Source organism: Shinella sumterensis (genome assembly GCF_004514425.2).
Lineage (GTDB): Bacteria > Pseudomonadota > Alphaproteobacteria > Rhizobiales > Rhizobiaceae > Shinella > Shinella sumterensis.
Genome location: NZ_MYFN02000003.1, coordinates 159,479 through 184,454, shown reverse-complemented (window position 1 = coordinate 184,454; position 24,976 = coordinate 159,479). Strand labels below are relative to the sequence as shown.

The window sequence follows — 24,976 nt, the reverse complement described above, 5'->3', positions numbered from 1 at the left end:
CGACCGCGCCAGGGAGCAAGGCGGAGCGACGCGGGTGGCCGACATGATCCAGAAGGAAGTCTGGCGTCCGCATTATGAGCTCAAGGGAGACGTGACCCGGTGAACGCCTCCGGTCACCACCTCGAAACGATCCGTGCGGCTCTTCAGCCGCACGGTCTTTTTTTGCGCGGTGTGGTGAATTTTGCGGACGGCGAGGCCGCGCCGACGCTGAGTAACAGTCGCCCCGCCGCCAGCGTCGTGCTCATCGGCAATATCGGCAGCTCGCTCTGGCCGGCGTTCTCCCGCTGGCGGCGCAGCCGGGCGGATGCCGGCGGGCCCGACCCGCTCGATACCTGGTCGAAAGATGTCATCGGTCCCATCGCGGCGATGGCCGGTGCAACGGCGTGGTTTCCCTCCGATCCGCCCTGGCAGCCGTTCCAGCAGTGGGCGATGCGCGCGGAGGGTCTGAAAGCCTCGCCGCTCGGCATTCTCATCCATCCCGTTTATGGCCTCTGGCACGGTTATCGCGGTGCGCTCGGTTTTGCCGTGCCGGCGGTGACCGAGCCGGTGGCGCGGCCCGTGGAACATCCCTGTGACGCCTGTCGCGACCGTCCCTGTCTCACGACCTGTCCCGCCGCCGCCGTGCGCGCGGACGCATTCGATGTGCCGGCCTGCCGCAGCCATCTGCGCACGCCGCAAGGGCAGGGCGGCTGCCTGCGCGGCGGCTGTCTTGCCCGTGCCGCCTGTCCCGTCGGGGCGGCGTATCGCTACGGGGACGACCAGTTGCGTTTCCACATGGCCGCGCTGTCGCTTTGACCATCTGCACGGCGCGCTGCTAAATTCGCCGCATTGCAAGCCGAGCCATCGTTCATGCGCTTTCTCCCCATCCTGTGCTTTTTCCTCGCCACCCTGGCCCTGCGGAGCGTCGCCATGGCCGAACCGCCAAAATGCGCCGAGGTCGAACATCTCGGCGTCCGTTATACGGTCTGCACCTTCGATCCCGCCGAAGACACGATCCGGCTCTACGGTGCCCGCACGCTGGATAGTTCAGGTGCGAGCTACGACCAGCTGAACACATACCTCCTGCGCAACGGCGAGCACATGAGCTTTGCCATGAACGGCGGCATGTATCATCCCGATTACGGCCCGGTCGGGCTTCTCGTCGAGAATGGCCGGGAGACCGGCGCGCTCAACCGTGACGATGCGTTCGGCAACTTCTTCATGAAGCCGAACGGCGTGTTCTGGCTGGCAGACGGCAAGGCCGGCGTGATGGAGACGGAGGCCTTCGCCAAAGCCGGGCTTTCGCCGCGCGAGGCCACGCAGTCGGGTCCGATGCTGGTGGTCGACGGCAAGATCCACCCGCGCTTCCTGCCGGATGCGACGAGCCTGCAGATCCGCAACGGCGTCGGCATCCTGCCCGACGGGCGCGTGGCCTTCGCCATATCGAAAGACCATGTCCGCTTTCACGATTTCGCGACGCTGTTCCGCGACCGGCTGCACTGCCGCAACGCGCTGTTCCTCGACGGCAGTATTTCCAGCCTCTATGCGCCGGAAATCCGCCGGCACGACCGTCGGGCCGCGATGGGAACGATCATCGCCGTCGTGAAAAAGCTGCCCTGGTAAGCTTTTTTCGGATTCGATCCAAAGGATTGCCACGCCATGCACGTCTGAAAGGTCAGTGCACGCAATCGGGATGGGCCCGTGGAAACAGAACTCGTCGAAAAGGCGGCTCAGGGGGACCGGCAGGCATTCGCCGCGCTGATCGAGAGCCGCTATGATTTCATCCATGCCGTCGCCTGGCGATGGTGCGGCGACCGGCAGGATGCGGAGGATGTGGCGCAGGAGGTGTGCATACGCCTCGCCAGCGCGATCAGGGGCTTCAAGGGTGCCAGCCGCTTCAGCACCTGGCTCTATTCGGTCACGCTCAATTCCGCCCGCGACCAGATGCGCAAGCGCCGGCGCGCCGCATGGCGCGATGCGGCCTATCTGCGCGAGCAGGCGGTGCTGGAAGCCGGGCGCGCCGAGGATGACGGCGAGGAGCTGTGGCAGGCCGTTCGCCAGTTGCCCGACAGGCAGCGCGATGCCGTCCTGCTCATCTACGGCGAGGGGCTTAGCCATGCGGCGGCAGCCGACGTGCTCGGCTGCGCCGAAACGACCATTTCCTGGCATGTGCACGAGGCCCGCAAGCGCCTGAAGGTGCTTTTGCGCGATGCCGCGTGACGGAAGGATAGACCGATGACCGATCTCGATCTCGAAAAGCTCGCCCGCCGCCAGCCGCCGGCCGCCGGAGCATCGTCGCGCGCCGCAGCCCTTGCCGCCGCCATGCAGGCTTTCGACGACGCGGAAAAAAATGCGACCGCCACCAAAGGTTCCGCCGAGGGCGGGCGTCGAAGCTCCATCTTCAACAGGATATGGAGCCCTATCATGAACCGCAGACTTCTGGCCGGATCGGCCCTTGCCACGCTTCTCGTCGTCCCGGTCGCCGGCCTCGTGACGTATGAACTGGTGCGCAACGGTACCATCGCCTTGCAGGTCGAGCAGACTGGCGATGCGAAAACGCGGACCGATGCGCAGAAACCGGGCGCTGAGACCGCGCAGGTACAGGCCGAAAACAAGAAACAGGAAACGCCGGCCGTCGAACAGGCGGACGACGCTGCCGCCCTGTTGAACAGGGAGCGGGCCGCGCAGGCGACGGCAACCCAGGGAACCAGCCAGTCCGCGGCCGACAACCGCGCCGCCGAACCCGCGCCGCTTGCCGAAAGCCTGGATGGCGAGACGGCGGTGGTGCCGCAATCGCTTTCGGTCGACCGGACGCTGACGCGGCGCGTGGCGCAGCCCGCGGTGACACAGGATTCCGGCATCATGCCCATGCCGCAGGAGGACCGCGAACGCTTCGCCTCCGCCGATCCGAACCCGGTGAAGAGCGTCGCCACCGATCCGGTCTCGACGTTCTCGGCCGATGTCGACACGGCGTCCTACTCCTATATGCGCAGCGCGCTTCTCGGCGGCAGCCTGCCGGAGCCGGATTCGGTGCGTGTCGAGGAGCTGATCAACTATTTCCCCTATGACTGGAAGGGGCCGGAAACGGTGGAAAAGCCGTTCAACGCCACCGTCACGGTCATGCCGACGCCCTGGAACAAGGGCACCGAACTGCTGCATATCGGCATCAAGGGCTTCGAGACCGTGGCGGCCGAACAGCCTTCGGCCAACCTCGTCTTTCTCATCGACGTCTCCGGCTCGATGGATGAAGCCGACAAGCTGCCGCTGCTCAAGAGCGCCTTCCGCCTGCTGGTCGGCAAGCTGAAGGATACCGATACCGTGTCCATCGTCACCTATGCCGGCAATGCGGGCGTGGTGCTGAAACCGACGGCGGCGAAGGAGCGACAGAAGATCCTCGACGCGATCGATACGCTCCAGCCCGGCGGCTCGACGGCCGGCGCCGAAGGCATCGAGATGGCGTACAAGCTGGCGCAGAAGGCCTTCAAGAAGGACGGCGTCAACCGCGTCATGCTGGCGACGGACGGTGACTTCAACGTCGGGCCGGCAAGCGACGAGGACCTGAAGCGCATCATCGAGGAGCGTCGCAAGAGCGGCATCTTCCTCTCGGTGCTTGGCTTTGGCCGGGGCAACTATAATGACGGCATGATGCAGGCGCTGGCGCAGAACGGCAACGGCACGGCCGCCTATATCGATACGCTCGCAGAGGCCCAGAAGACGCTGGTGGAGGAGGCGGGGTCCTCGCTCTTCCCGATCGCCAAGGACGTGAAGTTCCAGATCGAGTTCAACCCGGCGCGCATCGCCGAATATCGCCTCATCGGCTATGAGACCCGCATTCTCAACCGCGAGGATTTCAACAACGACAAGGTGGATGCCGGCGATATCGGCTCCGGCCATCGGGTGACGGCGATCTACGAGGTGACGCCGAAGGGAAGCCCCGCCGTGCTGAATGATCCCCTGCGCTACGGCAATGAGCAGGCGGTAGCGACGCCAGCGGCAGACGGCGGCGAGATCGCGTTCCTGAAGATGCGCTGGAAGAAGCCCGACAGCGACACCAGCGAGCTCGTCACGATGCCGGTCACCGACGGCAATGTGGTGCCTGATCTCGATGCGGCCTCGGCGGATGTCCGCTTTTCCGTCGCCGTTGCGGCTTTCGGCCAGAAGCTGAAGGGTGTTTCCGCCCTGCAGGACTACGCCTACGGCTCGATCCTCGGCCTTGCGCAGGCGGCCAAGGGCAACGATCCCTTCGGCTATCGCGCCGAGTTCGTGAAGCTCGTCCGGCTCGCCGAGGGCCTGGCGGGCGGCAAGTAACCGCCGCTGCCCCGGTCGTCGTCCTTCCGATAGCCGGGCACGTTTCAGGCGGCGGACGGCGCCTCTGCGCTGCACGGTTCCTGCGCAGTCGCCGGCTGGACATTCTTTGCGTTGGATCTGCGCGGCAAGACAGGCAACAGCCGCATGAGGGGCGCTCTCCAGCGCCTCTCTTTTTCGGTTGGCAGAGGCGTGCAGGTCGGCGGCGTGGCGTCCACGAGTTCGAGCCCGGCGTCCCGCAACAGGCGCCGGTCCCGGCGCCGGACAAGGTGTTGCAACGCTTCGCGCTCGGCCATTCGCTGCCGCTGGTTGTTCCAAAATTCCCGCAGTGTAGCCAGAATATTCATGCCATGCGCCCTTCTTTCCTCCGCACAGCCAAGCAAAGCCGTAGACATTTCACAAACGAATAGCGATGATGGCAGGCATCAGAAAAGGCGATGGCTGAATGTACCCACCCCTCGAAAGCGATCTGCTCCGGATTTTCGTCGCCGTCGCGCAGGCGGGCAATGTCACCCATGCGGGCGAACGGCTCGGGCGCACGCAGTCGGCGGTCAGCATGCAGGTGCGCAAGCTGGAGGAGTCCGTCGGGGCGAAACTGTTTGCCCGCGGCCCGCGCGGCGTGGGGCTGACGATGGAAGGACAGCGGTTGCTGCCCTATGCCAAGCGCATCGTCGGCCTTGTCGACGAGACGACCGCGGCGATGCGCACGCTGCCGCTCGACGGGCCGGTGCGGGTCGGTATTCCCGAAGAATACAACCAGACCATCCTGCCCAATGCGCTGGCGGCCTTCGCTCAGGTGCATCCCGGCGCCGAGGTGACCGTGTTTTGCGGCTATACCGCGCAGCAGATGGAGGCGCTGGAGGCCGATGAACTCGATCTCGCCGTCATCTTCGAATGGGACGGCGGCATTTCCGGCGAGCTTCTGGCGATCGATCCGACGGTCTGGGCGGTCTCGGTCGGGCATGACCTGCACCTGGAGCGCCCGGTGCCGGTCGCGCTCTACCGGCGCTCGGTCTGGTGCCGGGAGTTTGCGGAGCGCTCGCTGGAACGATATGCCATACCCTATCGGGTCGCCTATACCAGCGACACGAGCAGCGGCCTGCGTTCGGCGGTGTCGAGCGGCCTTGCCATCGCACCGCTTGCCCGCAGCAACATTCCCGCAGGCGCGCGCGAATTGACCCTTGCCGAGGGCTTTCCGCAGGTCGATTCCTCGCGCGTCGTGCTCAAGCGCAACCCACGCCGTGGCGGGCCGGCCATCGATGGCATGGCGGATCTCGTCCGCAAGTCCTTCGTGCCGCTGGCGGCGGCGACCGATCAGGCTTTCGGATAGGCCCTTTCAAGCCCGCCGGACCGGGTCAGCCCGGCGCGGAAGGCGGCGTGTGCGGCGTGCTGGCTGGAGCGCGCGCATTCCATGAGGCGGATCTGCAGGCGGGCGGGCGCCGTCTCGCCCAGCCATTCGCCAAGCTTTTCCAGCTTCAGGGAATTCAGGAAGCGGGCGGTGGACGCCCGGTCGAGAGATACGCTCAGGCCTTCGAGCAGGTTTTCGTCCTGCTGCGGGTTTTGCATCAGCAGGCTCAGATAGGCCTTCTCGCCGTCGCCGAGCGCCAGAAGCTTGTCGGCGACGGTATCCCTGTCCGGAAAGGCGGCCGGATCTGCACTCATATCATCCCCCATAGAATCGTCACCATCTTGGATAAGGCGCGCAAAGGCTCGCCGCAAGCGACGGGAATGAGGTGGACTTAAAATCCAATATTGACAAAACGTCTATAATCGGATTGTTTGCCCCCATGTTTGATGCTTCGAATTCCAACGCGCTGCTGGTGCGCCACGCCACGACCGCCGCGGCCATCTCCACCCTGTTCTATCCCCATGCCGAGGTCGTGCTGCACGATCTCGAAACGGGCCGGATCGCCGGCATCTGGAATGCCTTTTCCGGCCGCAAGCCCGGCATGGAATCGCTCGTCGACGGCGAGCTGGAGGAGGCCGGCGAGGCGGGCGTCTATGGCCCCTATGAAAAGACCGGTGACGACGGCCGGCGCCTGAAATCGGTGACGTCTGTGCTGAAGGACGAGTTCGGCCAGACGCTCGGCCTGCTGTGCATCAACATGGATGTCTCGCATTTCGATGCCGCGGCGAAGCTGCTGTTGGCCTTCACCGGAACGGTGGCGCCGCGTCCACCGTCACTATTTTCCGGCGATTGGCGCGAGGAGATCAATACGGCTTTGCACGACTGGCTGCGCAACCAGGGCCTTGCATTGACGGCCCTGAAGAAGGCCGAGCGCGTGGCGCTGGTGGCAGCGCTTGAGGAACGCGGCCTGTTCCAGACCCGCAATGCGGTCGATCATCTCGCCAGTCTCATCGGCGCCTCGCGCGCCTCGATCTACAACTACCTCGCCGATGCCCGGCGCCAGAACGTCAAGGATTGACCGCGTGACCCCATTGCCGGATTTCCGTCTCGAAACCCATTTTTCCCGCTGGGAGTTCAAGGCTCGCCACCACATGACGGCGAGCGATGCCGAGACGATGAGCATGTCCGAACTCCTGGCGCTTGCCGGCCCCGAGGACCTGGAGGCGTGGGAGCATGTCTCGCTCGGCTATACGCAGACCTGGGGTGCGCCGGAGCTGCGCGAGATCATCGCCTCGACCTACGAGACGCTTGGGGGCGCTGACATCCTGACCTTTGCCGGCGCGGAGGAGGGGCTTTACTGCGCCATGCTGGCGCTGCTCGGGACTGATGATCACGCCATCGTCACCGTGCCGAACTACCAGTCCATGGAGACGCTGCCTGTCACCATCGCCGGCAGCGTGACGGGCGTTGCGCTGCGGGCGGAGAACCGCTGGCAGCTCGACCTCGACGATGTGAGGGCCGCGCTTCGCCCGGAAACCCGGCTAATCGCCGTCAACTTTCCCAACAACCCGACCGGGGCCATTGCCGATCAGGCGACCTTCCGGGAACTGGCTGAGCTTTGCGCGGAGCGCGGCATCCATCTCTTCTCCGACGAGGTCTATCGCGGACTGGAGGTCGATGATGCCAAGCGCCTGCCGCAGGCCGCGGACCTGTTCGACAAGGGCATTTCGCTCAATGTCATGTCCAAGGCCTATGGCCTGCCGGGCCTGCGCATCGGCTGGATCGCCTGCCGTGACCATGCGCTGCTCGAACGCATGGAGAAGATGAAGCACTATCTCTCCATCTGCAACGCGCGCCCTTCGGAGGTGCTGGCCGGTATCGCGCTCAAGGCGCGCGAGACGATCCTGGCCCGCAACCGCGCCCTGTGCGCTGACAACACCGAAAAACTGGGCCAATTCTTCGCGGACTACTCGCATCTCTATGAATTTTCTCCGCCCGACGGCGGCTGCGTCGCTTTCGCCCGCTATCTCGGAGCCGATGGCGTGGAGGCGCATTGCCGCCGGCTGGTGGAGGAAAAGGGGGTGCTTCTCCTGCCGTCCAGTCTCTATGTCTCCGATCTGCTGCCGGTGCCGGCGGATCGCTTCCGCGTCGGCATCGGGCGCAGGAACATCGACGCGGGCTTTGCGGCGTGGCGGGAATTCCTGTCTGCGGCTTGAGCGCACGCATCATGGCGGGTTAGGCTTGGCAAAGCCCGAATGGAGACAGGGATTGGTCACAAAAATAGAGTTCCTTTCACCTGCTATTTTTTTGATGGTTCTGCTGGGATCGCACTCTTCTGCGCCCGCTGATGACTTCAAGCGATGCGGCGTCCGGCACCACGTGCCGGCGTTGCTGGTTGTCGATAAGGTACTTGGGAGGGATTCTATCGGCCAAGTATACGCTGATTTCTGGGTGACAATGAATCCAAACGCGTTCGTTATCTTAGATATGAAAACGCGGCCCGTGGCTGTGACCCAATTCAGCGGCACTTTCCACGTTGCGCTGCCGGGCAGGGCAGTTCGCGGCATAGGAGCGTCGGTATCGAGCGAATGGATTACCGCAACGGCGCCCGTAAAAATTCGTATCACGCTAAATTATAGACCCAACTGGGAGAAATTCTTGGCAGGTCCGGCCAGCGAGATGGAGGTGTGGGTGTGTGATCAATCTATCACTTACGATGACGGAACTTCCATCATTAGAAATTGATGATTTTCTGCTGCCGGTGCGGGGTGGGCGCGGTGGATCAACTTTAGCAGGGAATGCTGAGGACACGCGCAAAAAAGCCGCCCGCGGCGCTAACCGGGGCGGCTTGCAATTGTCGATCCGACAACCGGTCAACCGCGCCGGCGGCCGCCGCGTTCGCGGGCGGGCGCCGCGGGGGTTTCATTCGCGGTCTTGTTGCGCAGCGGGCCGATCTTTTCGACGATCGTTTCGAGTGTCGGGCGTTCGCGCGGTTCATGCGCGTCAAGCGCCACGCGCATGGCGGCAAGGTGCTCGCAGGACGTGCCGCAGCAGCCGCCGATGATGCGTGCGCCGGCATCACGCGCAAGGCGGGCATATTCGGCCATCAGCGGCGGCGTGCCGGAATAGTAGATTTCCGAGCCGCGGAATTCCGGGATGCCGCAATTGCCCTTCACGACGACCGTGGCAGAGGGGGCAGCGCCGGTCATGTCGAGCAGCGAGGACAGGATGTCGGAGGCGCCGACGCCGCAATTGGCGCCGACCGCGAGCGGGCCCGCGCCAATGTCGCCGGCCACGCCGTGGATATCCTTCGGATGCAGGCCCATCATCGTCTTGCCGGCCGTATCGAAGGAGCCGGTATAGACGAAGGGCATGCCGACCTTGGTGGCGGCTTCCGCGGCCGCGCGGATTTCATCCGGCGACGACATGGTCTCGATCCAGGCGACATCCGCGCCACCGGCCTTCAGGCCCTCGATCTGCTCGACGAAGGCGGCGACGGCATCGTCATAGGTCATGGCGCCGAGCGGCACGAGCAGTTCGCCCGTCGGCCCGACGGAACCGGCGACGATGACGGTGCGCGGCGCCTTGTCGGCGACCGCGCGGGCGATCTCGGCGGCCTTCTTGTTGAGCGCGTGCACACGATCCTGCGCATGGTGCAGTTTCAGGCGGTGCCGCGTGCCCCCGAAGGTGTTGGTGAGGATGATGTCGGCGCCCGCATCCACGAAGTCCTGGTGCAGCTTCGTGATGTTCTCGGGCTTGGCCTCGTTCCACAGTTCCGGCGCTTCGCCCGCTTCCAGCCCCATGGCGAACAGCGACGTGCCGGTTGCGCCATCGGCAAGCAGGAAGGGTTTTTCGGCCAGGAGGCTGGCGAGCGGATTGGTGGCGGTCATGGCATGTCCTCTGTTTGCTCCATCATATAAGGATTTCTTTATGTGGTTGCAACGGCGGATTGGCAGAGCCCCCCATGGAGGCCGTCGATGCCCCTTCGGTCCCGGCCGAGTGGCCGCGAGAAACATCTAATTGGGACAGTGCGCCGCAAAACGGGAAGAGGGCGCCCCGGGGCGCCCTCTTGAGGTGCTTGTAATCAGGCTCAGGCCGCCGCCTTCGCCTCGTGGCTCGTCGGCGTCACCATGGAGGAGATGATCGCGCCGATGTCGATCGCGCCGATCGGCCGGCCGGCCTCGTCCACGACATGGGCCTGCGTCTGGTTGGCGCCCGTCATGGCACGGGCGGCGGTTTCCAGCACGGTGCCCTTGGCGATCGGCATGCCCTGGGGATTGCCCGCGAGCGGCGCCATGATCGTCTCGACATTGACGACGCGGCCACGGTTCACTTCCTTCACGAAGGCCGTGATGTATTCGTCCGCCGGGTTGAGCACGATCTCCTGGCCGGTGCCCTGCTGCACGACCATGCCGTCACGCAGGATGGCGATCTTGTCGCCGAGGCGCAGCGCCTCGTCGAGGTCGTGGGTGATGAAGACGACGGTCTTTTTCAGTTCTTTCTGCAGGTCCAGAAGCACTGTCTGCATGTCGACGCGGATCAGCGGGTCGAGAGCGGAGTAGGCTTCGTCCATCAGCAGGATGTCGGCATCGTTGGTCAGCGCACGCGCGAGGCCAACGCGCTGCTGCATGCCGCCCGAAAGCTGGTTCGGGTAGTGGTTCTCGAAGCCGGCAAGGCCGACGCGCTCGATCCACTGCTTGGCGCGCTTTTCGCGTTCGGCTTGCCCGATGCCCTGGATCTCCAGGCCGTAGACCGTGTTTTCCAGCACCGTGCGGTGCGGCAGGAGCGCGAATTTCTGGAACACCATCGCAGTCTTGTGGCGGCGGAATTCGCGCAGGTCGTTTTCGCTCATCCGACAGACGTCGACACCGTCATAGAGCACTTCACCGGCCGTTGGATCGATCAGGCGGTTGATGTGGCGGATCAGCGTCGACTTGCCCGAGCCGGAGAGACCCATCACCACCATGATGCCGCCGGCGGGCATGGAGATATTGATGTCGCGAAGACCGAGCACATGGCCGTACTGCTGGTTCAGCTCGGCCTTGCCCAGGCCGTTCTTCACCGCGTCGACGTAATCGCCGCCACGGGGTCCGAAAATCTTGTAGAGGTTGCGGACCTCGATTGCATGACTAACCATGAATTACCTCCGAATGCTTCTGTAGTCGCCTGCCATAGGCCTGGCTTGTACGGTCGAAAATGATGGCGATGGCCACGAGCGCGAACCCGTTGAGGAACCCCACCGTGAAGAACTGGTTGTTGATGGCCTGAAGGACGTTCTTGCCGAGACCACCGACGCCGACCATGGAGGCGACGACGACCATGGCAAGCGACATCATGATGGTCTGGTTGATGCCGGCCATGATGGTGGGTAGGGCAAGCGGCATCTGCACGTTCTTCAGCTTCTGCCAGGCGGATGAACCGAAGGCGTCGGCCGCTTCCAGCACTTCCTTGTCGACGAGCCGGATACCGAGATTGGTCAGGCGGATCATCGGCGGGACGGCATAGATGACGACGGCGATCAAACCCGGCACCTTGCCGATGCCGAAGATCATGACGACGGGGATCAGGTAGACGAAGCTCGGCATCGTCTGCATCACGTCGAGGATCGGGTTGATGAAACCCTGAACCCGGTCCGAGCGTGCCATCGCAATGCCGATGGGAATGCCGATCACGATGGCGATGAGCGTGCAAACCGTGACCATGGCGAGCGTCACCATCGTGTCGTTCCACAGACCCAGCATGCCGATGACGAGCATCGAAGCGGCCGTTCCGATAACGATCTTGGTGTTGCGGCTGGCGAAATACACGATGGCCAGCAGGATCAGCAGGATGATCGGCCATGGCGACGTGACGAACAGGCGCTCGAGATAGTTCAAAAACCATTGCAACGGCTGAACCATCGCATCGATTGCATTGACGTAACTTCTGACGAGCCCCTTGAACCCGTCATCGACAGTCTTTCTCACGGCGCGAATGCTCGCGTCGCTGAATGCCGGAAACTTGCAAAGAAAGACCGGCAACGAGTCGCATAGTCCTGCCATCCTTTTCCCCTCTTCCTACCGGTCGATGGTGCCCCGCAATGCGACGGATGTATCCGGCATGGCGAATGGGGCGGCTTGTACAGCGATATTCTTCTTATTGTTCCGGTTTGTCCGTATTGGCACGGGCGGCGGCCCGATAGTGTACTGTTTGCGACTTTCTGGGTGAAGATCAGTCAAATGGCTATCCGCACCGAAGCCATTGGCACCGGCAGCCTTGGGGCCGCCGGTGCCTGATGTCTGTCAGAGAGCGGCCTTGACCTTCTCGGCAACCTCGGGGCTTACCCACTTGGTCCACATATCGGGATAGGTTTCGAGGAAGTACTTCGCCGCATCCTCGTTCGTGCCCTGGTTTTCCGTCATCCAGGCGAGAACCTTGCCGACCGTGCCGTTATCCCACTGGCGGGTCTTCATGTAATCCATGGCGACGCCCGCCTTTTCGGAGAAGGCTTTCGTCACGACGGTGAAGACGTCGGAGGTCGGGTAGGAGTTCACCTTGGGGTCGGGGCAATCGGGAACGGCCGTGCAGGCATCCCAGTCGGCCTTGTTGTGATCGACGCCGAAGGACAGGCGCGTCATCTCGTACCGACCGAGAATGGCGGTCGGCGCCCAGTAGTAGCCGAGCCAGCCGGTCTTCTTTTCGAAGGCGTTGGCAATCGAGCCGTCGAGGCCGGCCGCCGAGCCGGTGTCGACCAGTTCGAAGCCGTCGGCATCCGCGTTCAGCGCCCGGTAGAGGTTGGATGTCGATACCTGGCAGTTCCAGCCGGCGGGGCAATTGTGCACCGCGCCCTTCGACGGATCCTCCGGCGCCGGGAACAGGTCCGGATGCTTGAGCGCATCCTGCACGGTCTTGATATCAGGATGCGCGTCGGCGAGGAATTTCGGTATCCACCAGCCTTCCACGCCGCCTTCCGACAAGAGTGGCGCAAGCTGGATCAGGCGTCCCTCGGCGATGGCCTGGTCGAGCGGCGTGCGCACGGCGTTGACCCACATTTCCGGCGCGACATCAGGTTCGCCCTTCTCGTTCATGGAGGTGAAGGTGGGCATGGTGTCGCCCGTCACCAGGGTGACGTTACAGCCATAGCCGTTTTCGAGAATGATCTTGTCGACCTGTGCGGCGACGCCGGCCGACGCCCAGTTCATTTCGGCGATCGAAACATCGCCGCATTCCGCCGCCTGGGCGGACCCGGCAAAGCCATAAAGGCCGGCGGCGAGGATAGTGGAGGCAAAAAGCTTCTTCATCGGATTTAAGACCTCCCAGTCTTGAGATGCAGCGTTCATCCCGGAAGGCAGAGCAGGTTACTGCGTTGTCCCGACTGCCCGGTCTCATTGTTCGGCAGACGAGGGAATGCGATGCCAGGTGAGGCGAGCCAATCCCCCTGCTGCAAGGACGTCGAGCTTTTTTCTGTTCCCCGGCGTAACCCTGTCACCGGCGATCCGTCTGCGTACGTCACGGGGCAAGCCTACGGGTTCTTATTGAGAAATCAACCGCCTGAGAGGCAGGCAAGCGCTGCGTCGGGCGCGAGCCATGAGCGGAATGCTGAAAAACAGGTGTTCTTGCCGTCGAAAAATTGGGCGTTTGCCCCAGTGCGGGCAAATACTCGTGACCGATCCGCGCCGGGAACGCCGCTTCCTGTCCGGAAGCAGACAGATCGTGTCCGGATTACGCCGTTTCGCCCCGGCGGTCACTTTTTTCGCGGTTTTATAAAAAAATCGCGATTCACCTTTGCTTAAGGTCTCGATAACCGTCCGGTAACGATGTGGCGCTATTGATCTTCTCACGGCGGGGGACACTGCCGAACGCTCCGGAAAAGGTATTGCGTACCGGGGTGACTGGGCTCCGATGTGTTTTTGTCGGAAGCCGCCATGCGTATTTTGGCAAGCCGTGCACTTCCGCCAGGGGTGCACGGCTTTTGCGTTTTAGCGATCCGGCAGGCAATAAAAAACGTCGCCTCCCGGAGAGAGGCGACGCTGGATGCGAGCGGGACCTGACGTCGCGCTCGAAGGATCAGCCGATGTTGCGCGTGCGGATGACGCCGAGCGGGCCGAGCGGCGCGTCCATGACCTCATTGCGCACGCGCGACTGGTTCTGGGGAGCGACGCCGTTCCAGGCGATCTGTACGAAGTTCGGCTTGCTGAAGATGAACAGCATGGTCTTTGTCCTAAAAATCCGAAGCCACGCGCCTCGGCTGTCTGATGTCCCTCATATAGGTGCGCCGCAGAGAAAAATCAGCGTCGTTCACGGCGCAAAATGTCGCAAAAAGAATAGCATCCCAGCTATGCCGATCTTGCATGGCACGCTGTTGCGGAAATACATCGGAGCGCCGGGCCGGATTGCGGCAAAATTGCGGTAAATCAGGGCTTTCCGGTGGCGAGACGCGGTGATAGGAAAAGCGCCATGACAAGAACGATCATGCTACAGGGCACCGGCTCGGATGTCGGAAAAACGGTACTGGTGGCGGGCCTCTGCCGCATGGCAGCCAACCGCGGTCTGACGGTGCGCCCGTTCAAGCCGCAAAACATGTCCAACAATGCCGCCGTTTCGGCCGACGGCGGCGAGATCGGCCGCGCGCAGTGGCTCCAGTCGCTTGCCGCGCGCGTGCCCTCCAGCGTGCATATGAACCCGGTGCTGCTCAAGCCGCAGTCGGATGTCGGCAGCCAGATCGTCGTTCAGGGCAAGGTCTTCGGGCAGGCCAAGGGCCGGGACTACCAGGCGCTGAAGCCCAAACTCATGGGCGCGGTGATGGAGAGCTTCGAGACCGTATCGGCCGGCGCCGACCTCGTGGTCGTCGAGGGCGCGGGTTCGCCGGCGGAAATCAACTTGCGGGCCGGCGACATCGCCAATATGGGGTTCGCCACCCGGGCCGGCGTGCCGGTCGTCCTGGTGGGCGATATCGATCGCGGCGGCGTCATCGCCTCGCTGGTGGGAACCCACGCCATTCTGCCGGACGAGGACCGGCGCATGGTCACCGGCTATCTGATCAACAAGTTCCGGGGCGATGTCACGCTGTTCGACAGCGGCATCGCCGAAATCGGCCGCTTCACCGACTGGCCATGTTTCGGTGTCGTGCCCTGGCTGAAGGATGCCGCGCGCCTGCCGGCAGAGGATTCCGTCGTGCTGGAGCGTCTGGCGAAGGGCGGCGGCGGGGCGCTCAAGGTCGCCGTGCCCGTGCTGCCGCGCATCGCCAATTTCGACGATCTCGACCCCCTGAAGGCTGAACCGCAGGTCGATCTCGTTTTCGTCCGGCCGGGGGAGGCGCTGCCGGCCGATGCCGGCCTTGTCGTCCTTCCGGGCTCGAAATCCACCATTTCGGACCTCCGCGATTTCCGCGCCGCAGGCTGGGACCGGGATCTTTCCCTTCATATGCGCCGCGGCGGCCGCGTCATCGGCATTTGCGGCGGGTATCAGATGCTCGGCCGCCGCGTGACCGATCCACTCGGCATCGAAGGCGGCGAGCGGGAGGTCGAAGGGCTCGGGCTTCTTGCGGTCGAGACGGAAATGGCGCCGGAGAAGACCGTGCGCAACAGCGACGCCCGCTCCCTGCAATATGATGTGCCGCTCGAAGGCTACGAGATCCACCTCGGCCGCACCACGGGGCCGGATGCGTTGCGTCCCTCCGTCAGCATAGACGGCCGGCCGGACGGCGCGGTCTCGCCAGATGGCCGCGTGATGGGAACCTATCTGCACGGCCTGCTTTCGAGCGATGCCTACCGGGCGCGGCTGCTTGCGGATTTCGGCATCGAGGGCGGCGGTTTCGATTACCGGGCCGGCGTCGATGCGGCACTCGACGGCGTGGCGGCCGAGCTTGCGGCCGTGCTGGATCCGCGCTGGCTCGACAGCCTTATGGGCGCCCGCTGATTAAACTGCCGGCCTGAAACGTTCAGCCATCGGGTTTCTCCACTGCCGGTCGCGGCCGCACCAAAGTTGCGCCTGATTTCGGTGTAAGGAGGGACACTATCATGCCCGCTCTGCGGGTGCCGACGCCGTTGTGCGATCCGAAAGGGTGATTTGATGGGTTCTGGACCTCTTGCTCGATCTGTTCTGGTGGGCCTTATCGGGCTGTCGCTCGCCGGTTTTCCGGTGGCTGCCTTCGCCCAGACGGCCAAGGAAACCACCAATGCCGGCAAGCGCTGGGAGGAAGAATTCGCCTTCTGGCAGAAAGCGTCTTCCGGCAGTGATGTCACGCAGTTTGAAAACTACCTGAAACAGTATCCCAACGGCACGTTCGCCTCGATGGCGCGTCTGCGCATTGCCGAATTGAAGGCCGCGGGCAATGCGAAGCCGGCGACGACGGCGTCCGACGATGCCGCCGCCAAGGCCAAGGCCGAGGAGGCGAAGGCGGCTGAAGAGGCCAAGCGCGTTGCCGATGCGGAGAAGGCCAAGGCGGAGGACGCCCGCAAGGCCGCCGAGGCCGAAAAGGCGAAAGCCGAAGCGGCGAAGGCCGAGGAGGCCGCTGCCGCGGCCAGCAAGCTTGCGTCGGAAAAGGCCGCCGCCGAGGAAAAGGCGAAGGCCGAAGCCGCAGCCGCCGAAAAGGCGCGGGCAGAGGAAGCTGCCCGCCTCAAGGCGGAGGCGGACAGGAAGGCGGCCGATGAACGCAGGCTGGCGGCAGAGAAGGCTGCAGAAGCCGAGCGCGTGAAGAAGGAAGCCGCCGCTGCAGCCGAAAAGGCCAAGGCGGACGAGGCGGCGCGCGTACAGGCCGAGGCTGAGCGCCGCAAGGCCGACGAGGCCGCCGCGGCCCAGAAGGCCCGCGCCGAGGCCGAGGCGAATGCCCGCGCTGCCGAAGCCGCGGCCGCCCGTGCGGAAGAGGCCAAGCGGCTGGAAGCGGAAAAAGCCGCGGCTGCCGAAAAGACCCGGCTGGAGCAAGAGGCGGCAGCCGCCCGCAAGCTGGCCGAGGAAAAGACGCGCGAGTTGGAGCGCCTGAAGGCGGAGGCCGCCAAGGCTGCGGCGGAAGCCGAGGCCAAGGCCGCCGAAGCCTCTCGCCTTGCCGCCGAGGCCAGGAAGCGTGCCGAGGAGGCCGAGGCCGCCCAGAAGCGCGCCACCACCAGCGGCCCGGCAACGGCAACGCGCGACGGCGCGGACACCGACAGGCTCGCTGCGGCCAAGCGCGAGGAAGACACCTTCCAGAAGGCGGTGGTCGCCGGCTCGCGGCAGGCTTTCCAGGCCTATCTCGATGCCTATCCGCGCGGCCGCTATGCATCGGATGCGCGCGAACGGATGGCCGCCCTTTCGACCACCCCGACACAGAAGGTGGAAACCGAGCGCCTGGTCGAGGAGCGCCCCGTCGTCGATCCGCGTGAAGCCTATATGGAGCGCTCGACGCGCGTCCAGGCGCAGCGCTGGCTGAGCGCGCTGGGCTACAGCACCTATGGCGCCGATGGCGTCTTCGGCCCGCGCACCCGCGCGGCGATCGCCGCATGGCAGGGCGCGTCCGGCTACCGCGCCGACGGCTATCTTTCACGCCGGCAGTTCGCCGCCCTGCGCCAGGCCGCGCAATTCGCCGAGGCACGCCAGGCCAGCCGCGAGCGCCGCTACCAACGCGAATACGATGTGCTCGAAGGCCCGGTCGACGGCTATTACGATGGCCCCTATTACGGCGATGACGGCTACTACCGCCGGCGCGGCGGCGTGGTGATCATCCCCGGCTATTGAGTTTGCGACGGCCGGCCGGCGTTTTCGGCACAGGCCATGCCGCTGGCTGTCGATTGACTTGTGGCGGCCGGCGGCATAATCATCCGACTATTGGATGGTTCTCTGGTCCGGAAACGGACCGGTGAGTAAATGGGAATGTGACGCGGCGGACCCAATCAGGGCGCTGCAATCACGGCCGACCCCGCGACTGTAGAGCAGCGAGGGACGCCCATCCGGAGGGAGGAATTTCGCGGATAAGAGGGCAATCGTGTCCTTGACGCGCGAAAGGAGCACCGACCGGAAAAGCCACTGGGTGGCATCACGATAGCCGGGGTGGGACGCCTCTTTTTCTACGAATCGTCCGCCTGCGTGATGTGAAAAGACCTGGGAAGGTGAGGGTGGCCCGAAGGCGCTGATGCGCCGGACGCTGCGAGCCAGGAGACCTGCCAGCCAATGAGGGCATATCGCCCGACCTGGGGAGGGGCTTCCCCGGTGCCTGCACGGAGGTTGTCATGGCTGTTTCCAATACGTCTTCTATCACGCTTTCCGCGAGCGATCGCCTTGTCGCCGGCGTTCTCGCGCTGCTGCTCGGCGGGTTCCTCGTCTTCGGCGCCGGCCTTGCCAATTCGGCCGTGCTTCACGACACCGCGCACGATACGCGTCACTCCTACGGCTTTCCCTGCCACTAAGGAGTTTCCGACATGATCGTTCGTTATCTCCTGGCCGCCCTGGTGGCCGGGCTCTTCTCTGGCGTCCTGATGACGGCCGCCCAGGAGGCCCGCGTCGTGCCGCTCATTCTTCACGCCGAAGAATTCGAAGGCGGCGATGAGGCGGCCCCCGCCACCGAAGGCAGCACGCCGTCCACCGATGGCGCCGCCGCAACGCATGAGCATTCGTCCTTGGGCGCCGTCGTCCTCGACGTCGCAGCCTACCTGTCGCCTGTCTCTGTCGCCTACGCCCACGACGCCGAAGGCCATGAAGACGGTGGCATCATGTTCGGCATGAGCCGGTTCTCCGGCACGCTGCTGGCCAACCTTGTGACGGGAGCAGGCTTCGCGCTGCTGCTTGCCGGTTTCAGCCTTGTCTCCGGCCATCCGATCACGGTTGCCAACGGGGCGCTGTGGGGTGCTGCGGGCTGGCTTGCCGTGCATATGCTGCCGGCCATCGGCCTGCCGCCGGAACTGCCGGGCTTCCCGGCCGCGGACCTGACGCAGCGTCAGATCTGGTGGGTTGCAGCGGTCGTGCTGTCGGCGGCGGGGCTCTACCTGCTGTTCCTCAAGCCGGGCATCGTGGCCAAGATCGCCGGGGTGGTGCTGATTGCCGCGCCGCAGGTCTATGGCGCGCCGCAGCCGTCGGACATTTCCAGCGCGGTTCCGGCCGTTCTCGGTGCGGAGTTCGCCGTCGCGGCCCTTGCCACGACGCTGTTCTTCTGGATCGTGCTCGGCCTTTCGCTGGGCTTTGCCAACGAAAAGATCGCCAAGGCTGCCTGATATGACGCTGACATCGCCCGGAGCCGTCCTGGTTCTGGGCGGTGCGCGTTCCGGAAAATCCGCTTTTGCCGAAAGGCTGGTCGCCGAGACCGGCCTTTCGCGTCATTATATCGCCACCGGCCGCGCCTGGGATGACGAGATGCGTGAACGCATCGCCAGGCACCGGGAAGACCGCGGCGACGGCTGGCAAACGCATGAGGAACCGCTTGCGCTCGCGGCCCGGATAACCGATGTCGCGCGTGCGGACCGTGCGGTCCTCGTGGATTGCCTGACCCTCTGGCTCACCAATCTGATGCTGGAGGAACGCGACATCGCGCAGGAATTCGCCGGCCTCCTGTCGGCCATCGCACAGGCGCCGGGCCGTCTTGTCTTCGTTTCGAACGAGGTCGGCCTGGGCATCGTGCCTGAAAACCGCATGGCGCGCGACTTTCGCGACCATGCCGGGCGGCTCCACCAGCAGGTGGCGGCGCTCGTACCGGAAGTGTATTTCGTTGCGGCAGGACTGCCGCTGAAAATGAAGGGTTGAGCCATGCTGCAACAGAAGATCCCCGCCACCGTCATCACCGGCTTCCTCGGGGCCGGCAAGACGACGATGATCCGCAACCTCCTGCAGAATGCCGGCGGCAAGCGCATCGCGCTCATCATCAACGAGTTCGGCGATCTCGGCGTCGACGGCGACGTGCTGAAGGGCTGCGGCGCGGAAGCCTGCACCGAGGACGATATCATCGAACTCACCAACGGCTGCATCTGCTGCACCGTGGCCGACGACTTCATCCCCACCATGTCGAAGCTGCTGGAGCGGGAGAACCGCCCGGACCATATCGTCATCGAGACCTCCGGCCTTGCCCTGCCGCAGCCGCTCGTCGCCGCCTTCAACTGGCCGGAAATCAAGACGCAGGTGACGGTCGACGGTGTCATCACCGTGGTCGACAGCGCCGCCGTCGCGGCCGGCCGTTTCGCCGACGACCATGACAGGGTCGACGCGCTGCGCGTCGAGGACGACAATCTCGACCACGAAAGCCCGCTGGAAGAGCTCTTCGAGGACCAGCTGACCGCCGCCGACCTCATCGTGCTCAACAAGACCGATCTGCTCGACGCCGCCGGTATCCAGACCGTGCGCGACGAAGTCGCCTCGCGCACCGCCCGCAAGCCTTCGATGATCGAGGCGAAGAACGGGGACGTGGCCGCTGCCGTGCTGCTCGGCCTCGGCGTCGGCACGGAAGACGACATCGCCAACCGCAAGTCGCACCATGAACTGGAACACGAGAACGGCGAGGAACACGACCACGACGAATTCGACAGCTTCGTCGTCGAACTGCCGGCGCTTGCCGAGCCTGCCGCCTTCATCGAGCGCCTCAAGGGCGTGATCGCCGAGCACGATGTGCTGCGCGTCAAGGGATTTGCCGATGTGCCCGGCAAGCCGCTGCGCCTGCTCATCCAGGCGGTGGGCAGCCGCATCGACAGCTATTTCGAGCGCGCCTGGGCGCCGGGCGAAACCCGCGGCACCCGCCTCGTCGTCATCGGCCTGCACGACATGGATGAGGCCGCCGTACGCGCTGCCATCGCTGCGGCGGTGTGATATCGGGATGAGCATGCGGCGGCACCCCCCTCTGGCCTGCCGGCCATCTCCCCCACAAGGGGGGAGATCGGATGAGGCGACGGCTTGCCCCGCTGTCTTGCCTGGACGCCGCCGCTCAATCTCCCCCCGAGTGGGGGAGATGTCACGAAGTGACAGAGGGGGGTGCGCGGTGCCGAGAAATGGATTCTGCCATCTGTCCTCCCCTTTGCCATCCTCGGGCTTGACCCGAGGATCCAGTACGACGGCACAGCCGCACACGGGAGGCGCTGCATGCATCTCCTGCTAGCCCAGAAGGGCACCATCGCCGATGGCAAGGAGGCGATCGACCTTGGCCAGACGCCGGGCGATATCCTCTTCCTCTCCGCTGCCGATACGGAACTGGCCTCCATCGCCGCCGCCCACCGTGCGCGGGGCGGTGACACGCGCCTTCGTCTGGCGAGCCTCGCGACGCTGTCGCATCCGATGTCGGTCGATACCTATATCGAGCGCACGGCCCGGCACGCCCGGCTCATCGTCATCCGCGCGCTCGGCGGCGCGAGCTATTTCCGCTACGTGCTGGAAGCCCTGCTGGCGACGGCTGTCGCCAACGATGTCAAGCTCGTCGCGCTGCCCGGCGACGATCGTCCCGATGAGGGCCTGATCCCCTTCAACCGCATCGAGGATGCCGACCGACGGAACCTCTGGGCCTATCTCAACGAGGGTGGGGCGGAAAATGCCGACCGTTTCCTCGCCTATGCCGATGCGGTGGTGTTTGGCGGCGAGAAACCGGCACCGGCGACGCCGCTCGAAAAGGCCGGCATCTGGTGGCCGGGGCGCGGCGTGGTGGATGTGGAAGCGTGGCAAAAAGAGTCTGCGGGGGCTCCCGTCTCCTTCTCCCCCACGGGGAGAAGGTGGCCCGAAGGGCCGGATGAGGGGGCTTGTACCCCGGCGACGGTCGGTGCCGCCCCCTCATCCCGCTGCCGCGACCTTCTCCCCGCCGGGGAGAAGGGGAAGGGGGAGAGCCCTCGGCTTATTGGCGAACCCGAAGGCGAATTCCCCGGCAGGCCGGAGGGGGGTATCGGCGGAGCAGGCCGTCCGACCGTCGCCATCGCCTTCTACCGCGCCTATGTCCAGAGCGGCGAAACTCGCCCGGTCGAAATGATGATCGAAGCGCTGGCGGCGGAGGGCATCCGCGCCCTGCCGCTCTTCGTCTCCAGCCTCAAGGAGCCGGTTTCCATCGAAACCGTCCGCGCCGCCTTTGCGGAAATCCGGCCGGAGGCCGTGCTGAATGCCACGAGCTTTGCCGTTTCAGCGCCCGGCGCCGGCCGCAAGCCGACGGTGCTCGACGAGACCGGCGCGCCGGTGTTGCAGGTCGTCTTCTCCGGCTCGTCGCGCGAGGCGTGGCACGCCTCGGGGCAGGGGCTCACGGCGCGCGATCTCGGCATGAACGTCTCGCTGCCGGAAGTCGATGGTCGCGTTCTGTCCCGCGCCGTCTCCTTCAAGGCGGCCGCGCGTTACGACGAGCGCGTCGAGACCAACATCGTCAGCCTCGATCCGGTCGAGGACCGCATCCGCTTCGTTGCGAAGCTTGCCGCCGGGTGGGCGCGGCTTCGGCGCACCGCGCCGGGCGAACGCCGGGTCGCCCTCGTCATGGCGAACTATCCCAACCGTGATGGCCGCCTCGGCAACGGCGTCGGCCTCGATACGCCCGCCGGCACGATGGAAGTGCTGCGCGCCATGGCGGCGGAAGGTTACGCGGTGGCGGACCTGCCGGAGGATGGCGATGCGCTGATCGCCCATCTCATGGCGGGCCCCACCAATGCGGCGAACGACGGCCGTGAAATCCGCGAAACCCTTTCGCTCACTCATTACAAGGTCTTCTTCGCTTCGCTTCCGACATCGATTCAACAGGAGATGACCGGCCGCTGGGGCGCGCCGGAAGACGATCCCTTCGTGACCGGCGAGGTCTTTGCCCTGCCGCTCGCCCGTTTCGGCGAGACGCTGGTCGGCATCCAGCCGGCGCGCGGCTACAATATCGATCCGAAGGACACCTACCATTCGCCGGATCTCGTGCCGCCGCATGGTTATCTCGCCTTCTACGCCTTCCTGCGCCTGCATTACGGCGCGCATGCCATCGTGCATATGGGCAAGCACGGCAATCTCGAATGGCTGCCGGGCAAGGCGCTGGCGCTGTCGGAGGCCTGTTACCCCGAGGCCGTGCTCGGCCCGGTGCCGCATCTCTATCCCTTCATCGTCAACGATCCCGGGGAAGGCACGCAGGCCAAGCGCCGCTCCGCCGCCGTCATCATCGATCACCTGACGCCGCCTTTGACCCGCGCCGAAACTTACGGCCCGCTGAAGGACCTCGAAGCCCTCGTCGACGAATATTACGAGGCCTCCGGTGGCGATCCGCGGCGCATCAGGCTGCTGACGAAGCAGATCCTCGATCTGGTGCGCGATATCGGCCTGGACAGCGACGCCGGCATCGCAAAGTCGGATGGCGAGGAGGCCGCGCTGCAAAAGCTCGACGCCTATCTCTGCGACCTCAAGGAAATGCAGATCCGCGATGGCCTGCATGTCTTCGGCGTTTCGCCCGAAGGACGCCTGCTGACCGACCTGACCGTTGCGCTGGCCCGGGTGCCGCGCGGCCTGGGCGAGGGCGGCGAGGCGAGCTTGCAGCGTGCCATCGCAGCCGACGCCCTGGGCGAGACGGATTTCGACCCGCTCGACTGCATCCCGTCCGATCCATGGACCGGCCCGCGGCCGCAAATCCTTGCCGGGCAATCCGATGCGCCCTGGCGCAGCAAGGGCGATACGGTGGAGCGCATCGAACTGCTTGCGGCAAGGCTGGTGGATGGCACATTGGGCTGCCCGGCCGGCTGGCTCGCCACGCGCGCCGTGCTCGACGTCATCGAGACATCCATCCGGCCAGCCGTCGCGGCCTGCGGCCCGGCGGAAATCACGGCGCTCATGCGCGGCCTCGACGGGCGCTTCATCGAGCCCGGCCCCTCCGGCGCGCCGACGCGCGGGCGGCCGGATGTGCTGCCGACCGGGCGCAACTTCTATTCCGTCGACAGCCGCGCGGTGCCGACGCCGGCGGCCTGGGAGCTTGGCCGCAAGTCCGCCGAACTCCTCGTCACCCGCTATGCGCAGGATCACGGCGAATGGCCGACCTCCTTCGGCATCACCGCCTGGGGAACCTCCAACATGCGTACCGGCGGCGACGATATCGCACAGGCCATGGCGTTGATCGGCGTGAAGCCGACCTGGGATATGGCATCGCGCCGCGTCACCGGCTTCGAGATCATTCCACCGGCGACGCTGCGTCATCCGCGCGTCGACGTGACCTTGCGCATCTCCGGCTTCTTCCGCGATGCCTTCCCCGAACAGATCGCGCTTTTCGATCGCGCCGTGCGGGCGGTGGGTGCCCTCGACGAGGATGATGCGGACAACCCCATTGCCGCCCGTATGCGGGCGGAAGCCGCGGCGCTTGCGGCCCGGGGCGCCTCCGAAGCGGAGGCCGCCAGACAGGCGGGCTTCCGCATCTTCGGTGCGAAATCCGGTGGATACGGCGCAGGCTTGCAAACCATGATGGACGAGGGGCTGTGGACCGACCGCGGCGACCTCGCCGAGGCCTGGCTCGAATGGGGGGCGCACGCCTATGACGGCGAGGGCGACAGCGTGCCGATGCGCGAACGGCTGGAGGCGCGCATGAAGAGCCTTGAGGCCGTCATCCAGAACCAGGACAGCCGCGAGCACGATCTTCTCGACAGCGACGAGTACTACCAGTTCGAGGGCGGCATGGCGGCGGCGGCGCAGCATCTTTCCGGCCGACAACCGACCATCTATCACAACGACCTGTCGCGCCCGGAAAAGCCCGTCGTGCGCACGCTGGAAGACGAGATCGGCCGCGTCGTGCGCGCCCGTGTGGTCAATCCGAAATGGATCGACGGCGTGATGCGCCACGGTTACAAGGGCGCCTTCGAGATCGCCGCGACGGTCGATTTCATGTTCGCCTTCGCCGCGACCACCGGTGCGGTCAAGGACCATCATTTCGAGGCCGCCTACCGGGCTTATGTGCTGGATGAACGCGTGCGCGATTTCCTGATGGAGAAAAACCCGGCCGCACTCGTCGAAATGGCGGCACGCTTTGCCGAGGCGATCGATCGGGGCCTGTGGACGCCGCGCTCCAATTCGGCGCGTTATGATCTCGACATGCTTGGGAAGAGGAGGGCATCGTGATGAACCTTACCGGCCATTGCCTTTGCCGATCTCTGGCGTTCGAGGTGACCGGCGATATTCTTCGCACGGGACATTGTCACTGCGAGAGTTGCCGACGCGCCACCTCTTCGCCGGTGACGACATTTTTCTGCGTCACGACCGCCGATGTGGCATTCCGTGGCGACACGCTTCGCCATTATGCATCCTCGCCCGGCGTCCGTCGTGGCTTCTGCAATGGATGCGGTTCACCCATGAGCTTCGAAACCGAAGGCCGGCCGGGTGAGATCGACCTTTATGTTGCCGCGCTGGAGGACGCCACGGGCGTCGAGATCACCCAGCACTGGTATTGGAACGAGCGTGTCTCCTGGCTTCGTTGCGAGGACGACTTGCCGAAACGGGAAGACTGAC

Annotated in this window: 22 protein-coding genes and 1 riboswitch; of the genes, 16 read left to right on the top strand and 6 right to left on the bottom strand. The window is 65.0% G+C overall.

Annotated features, from left to right (window positions below; all coding sequences use genetic code 11):
• The first annotated feature begins 99 nt into the window (after window positions 1–99).
• From B5M41_RS07940 to B5M41_RS07920, 5 genes are all read left to right on the top strand, one after another.
• Complete coding sequence (locus tag B5M41_RS07940; RefSeq protein ID WP_134649463.1) at window positions 100–795, top strand: 4Fe-4S dicluster domain-containing protein; 696 nt, start codon at window positions 100–102, stop codon at window positions 793–795.
• A 114-nt stretch (window positions 796–909) separates the two neighbouring features.
• On the top strand, window positions 910–1,602 hold the full coding sequence (locus B5M41_RS07935) for a phosphodiester glycosidase family protein (RefSeq protein ID WP_230640020.1): 693 nt from the start codon (window positions 910–912) through the stop codon (window positions 1,600–1,602).
• Between the two features lie 78 nt (window positions 1,603–1,680).
• Entirely contained in the window at window positions 1,681–2,199 is a 519-nt protein-coding gene (locus B5M41_RS07930; protein WP_134649461.1) for an RNA polymerase sigma factor, read from the top strand.
• 15 nt (window positions 2,200–2,214) lie between these two features.
• Entirely contained in the window at window positions 2,215–4,287 is a 2,073-nt protein-coding gene (locus B5M41_RS07925) for a vWA domain-containing protein (RefSeq protein WP_134649460.1), read from the top strand.
• 442 nt (window positions 4,288–4,729) lie between these two features.
• The gene (locus B5M41_RS07920; protein WP_134649459.1) at window positions 4,730–5,614 is read left to right on the top strand and encodes a LysR family transcriptional regulator; all 885 of its coding nucleotides are present in this window, start codon (window positions 4,730–4,732) and stop codon (window positions 5,612–5,614) included.
• Here the strand turns inward: B5M41_RS07920 and B5M41_RS07915 are convergent.
• Window positions 5,599–5,946, bottom strand: a complete 348-nt coding sequence (locus B5M41_RS07915; protein ID WP_134649458.1) for a hypothetical protein — start codon at window positions 5,944–5,946, stop codon at window positions 5,599–5,601. The two genes, B5M41_RS07920 and B5M41_RS07915, sit on opposite strands and share 16 nt — an antisense overlap.
• A 125-nt stretch (window positions 5,947–6,071) precedes the next feature.
• Here B5M41_RS07915 and B5M41_RS07910 point away from each other — a divergent pair, with 125 nt between their 5' ends.
• Genes B5M41_RS07910 through B5M41_RS07900 form a run of 3 tightly spaced genes read left to right on the top strand, consistent with a single transcriptional unit; the run spans window position 6,072 to window position 8,377 of the window.
• Window positions 6,072–6,710: a helix-turn-helix transcriptional regulator gene (locus B5M41_RS07910; protein ID WP_134649457.1), complete on the top strand. Its 639-nt coding sequence runs from the start codon at window positions 6,072–6,074 to the stop codon at window positions 6,708–6,710.
• Between the two features lie 4 nt (window positions 6,711–6,714).
• Window positions 6,715–7,848 (top strand): aminotransferase class I/II-fold pyridoxal phosphate-dependent enzyme, encoded by a 1,134-nt coding sequence (locus B5M41_RS07905; RefSeq protein WP_134649456.1) that lies wholly within the window; start codon window positions 6,715–6,717, stop codon window positions 7,846–7,848.
• A gap of 25 nt (window positions 7,849–7,873) precedes the next feature.
• Window positions 7,874–8,377 carry a hypothetical protein gene (locus B5M41_RS07900; protein ID WP_134649455.1) on the top strand — a complete coding sequence of 168 codons (504 nt, stop codon included), beginning with the start codon at window positions 7,874–7,876 and terminating at the stop codon, window positions 8,375–8,377.
• A gap of 128 nt (window positions 8,378–8,505) precedes the next feature.
• Here B5M41_RS07900 and bmt read toward each other — a convergent pair whose 3' ends face one another.
• The 5 genes from bmt to B5M41_RS07875 all read right to left on the bottom strand — a co-directional run bounded on the left by bmt (window position 8,506) and on the right by B5M41_RS07875 (window position 13,822).
• Complete coding sequence (gene bmt / locus B5M41_RS07895; RefSeq protein WP_134649454.1) at window positions 8,506–9,522, bottom strand: betaine--homocysteine S-methyltransferase; 1,017 nt, start codon at window positions 9,520–9,522, stop codon at window positions 8,506–8,508.
• Between the two features lie 200 nt (window positions 9,523–9,722).
• On the bottom strand, window positions 9,723–10,769 hold the full coding sequence (locus tag B5M41_RS07890; protein ID WP_134649453.1) for a quaternary amine ABC transporter ATP-binding protein: 1,047 nt from the start codon (window positions 10,767–10,769) through the stop codon (window positions 9,723–9,725).
• Entirely contained in the window at window positions 10,762–11,673 is a 912-nt protein-coding gene (locus B5M41_RS07885) for an ABC transporter permease (RefSeq protein ID WP_134649452.1), read from the bottom strand. Before B5M41_RS07885 ends, B5M41_RS07890 begins: the two co-directional genes overlap by 8 nt.
• A 240-nt stretch (window positions 11,674–11,913) precedes the next feature.
• Window positions 11,914–12,912, bottom strand: coding sequence for an ABC transporter substrate-binding protein (locus tag B5M41_RS07880; protein ID WP_134649451.1), 999 nt, complete (start codon window positions 12,910–12,912; stop codon window positions 11,914–11,916).
• Window positions 12,913–13,678: 766 nt separating this feature from the next.
• On the bottom strand, window positions 13,679–13,822 hold the full coding sequence (locus B5M41_RS07875; RefSeq protein ID WP_134649449.1) for a hypothetical protein: 144 nt from the start codon (window positions 13,820–13,822) through the stop codon (window positions 13,679–13,681).
• Window positions 13,823–14,068: 246 nt separating this feature from the next.
• Here B5M41_RS07875 and B5M41_RS07870 point away from each other — a divergent pair, with 246 nt between their 5' ends.
• From B5M41_RS07870 to B5M41_RS07835, 8 genes are all read left to right on the top strand, one after another.
• Window positions 14,069–15,529, top strand: coding sequence for a cobyric acid synthase (locus B5M41_RS07870; RefSeq protein ID WP_134649448.1), 1,461 nt, complete (start codon window positions 14,069–14,071; stop codon window positions 15,527–15,529).
• 153 nt (window positions 15,530–15,682) lie between these two features.
• Window positions 15,683–17,320: a peptidoglycan-binding domain-containing protein gene (locus tag B5M41_RS07865; protein ID WP_134649447.1), complete on the top strand. Its 1,638-nt coding sequence runs from the start codon at window positions 15,683–15,685 to the stop codon at window positions 17,318–17,320.
• 78 nt (window positions 17,321–17,398) lie between these two features.
• Window positions 17,399–17,764, top strand: a riboswitch (cobalamin riboswitch).
• A gap of 47 nt (window positions 17,765–17,811) precedes the next feature.
• Window positions 17,812–17,988, top strand: coding sequence for a CbtB domain-containing protein (locus B5M41_RS07860; RefSeq protein WP_134649446.1), 177 nt, complete (start codon window positions 17,812–17,814; stop codon window positions 17,986–17,988).
• 12 nt (window positions 17,989–18,000) lie between these two features.
• Window positions 18,001–18,789: a CbtA family protein gene (locus B5M41_RS07855; protein ID WP_134649445.1), complete on the top strand. Its 789-nt coding sequence runs from the start codon at window positions 18,001–18,003 to the stop codon at window positions 18,787–18,789.
• Window position 18,790: 1 nt separating this feature from the next.
• The gene (gene cobU, locus B5M41_RS07850; RefSeq protein ID WP_134649444.1) at window positions 18,791–19,315 is read left to right on the top strand and encodes a bifunctional adenosylcobinamide kinase/adenosylcobinamide-phosphate guanylyltransferase; all 525 of its coding nucleotides are present in this window, start codon (window positions 18,791–18,793) and stop codon (window positions 19,313–19,315) included.
• Window positions 19,316–19,318: 3 nt separating this feature from the next.
• Window positions 19,319–20,368, top strand: coding sequence for a cobalamin biosynthesis protein CobW (gene cobW / locus B5M41_RS07845; RefSeq protein ID WP_134649443.1), 1,050 nt, complete (start codon window positions 19,319–19,321; stop codon window positions 20,366–20,368).
• Window positions 20,369–20,638: 270 nt separating this feature from the next.
• Window positions 20,639–24,589 (top strand): cobaltochelatase subunit CobN, encoded by a 3,951-nt coding sequence (cobN, locus tag B5M41_RS07840; RefSeq protein ID WP_134649442.1) that lies wholly within the window; start codon window positions 20,639–20,641, stop codon window positions 24,587–24,589.
• Window positions 24,589–24,975 carry a GFA family protein gene (locus B5M41_RS07835; protein WP_134710995.1) on the top strand — a complete coding sequence of 129 codons (387 nt, stop codon included), beginning with the start codon at window positions 24,589–24,591 and terminating at the stop codon, window positions 24,973–24,975. Before cobN ends, B5M41_RS07835 begins: the two co-directional genes overlap by 1 nt.
• Window position 24,976 lies beyond the last annotated feature (1 nt).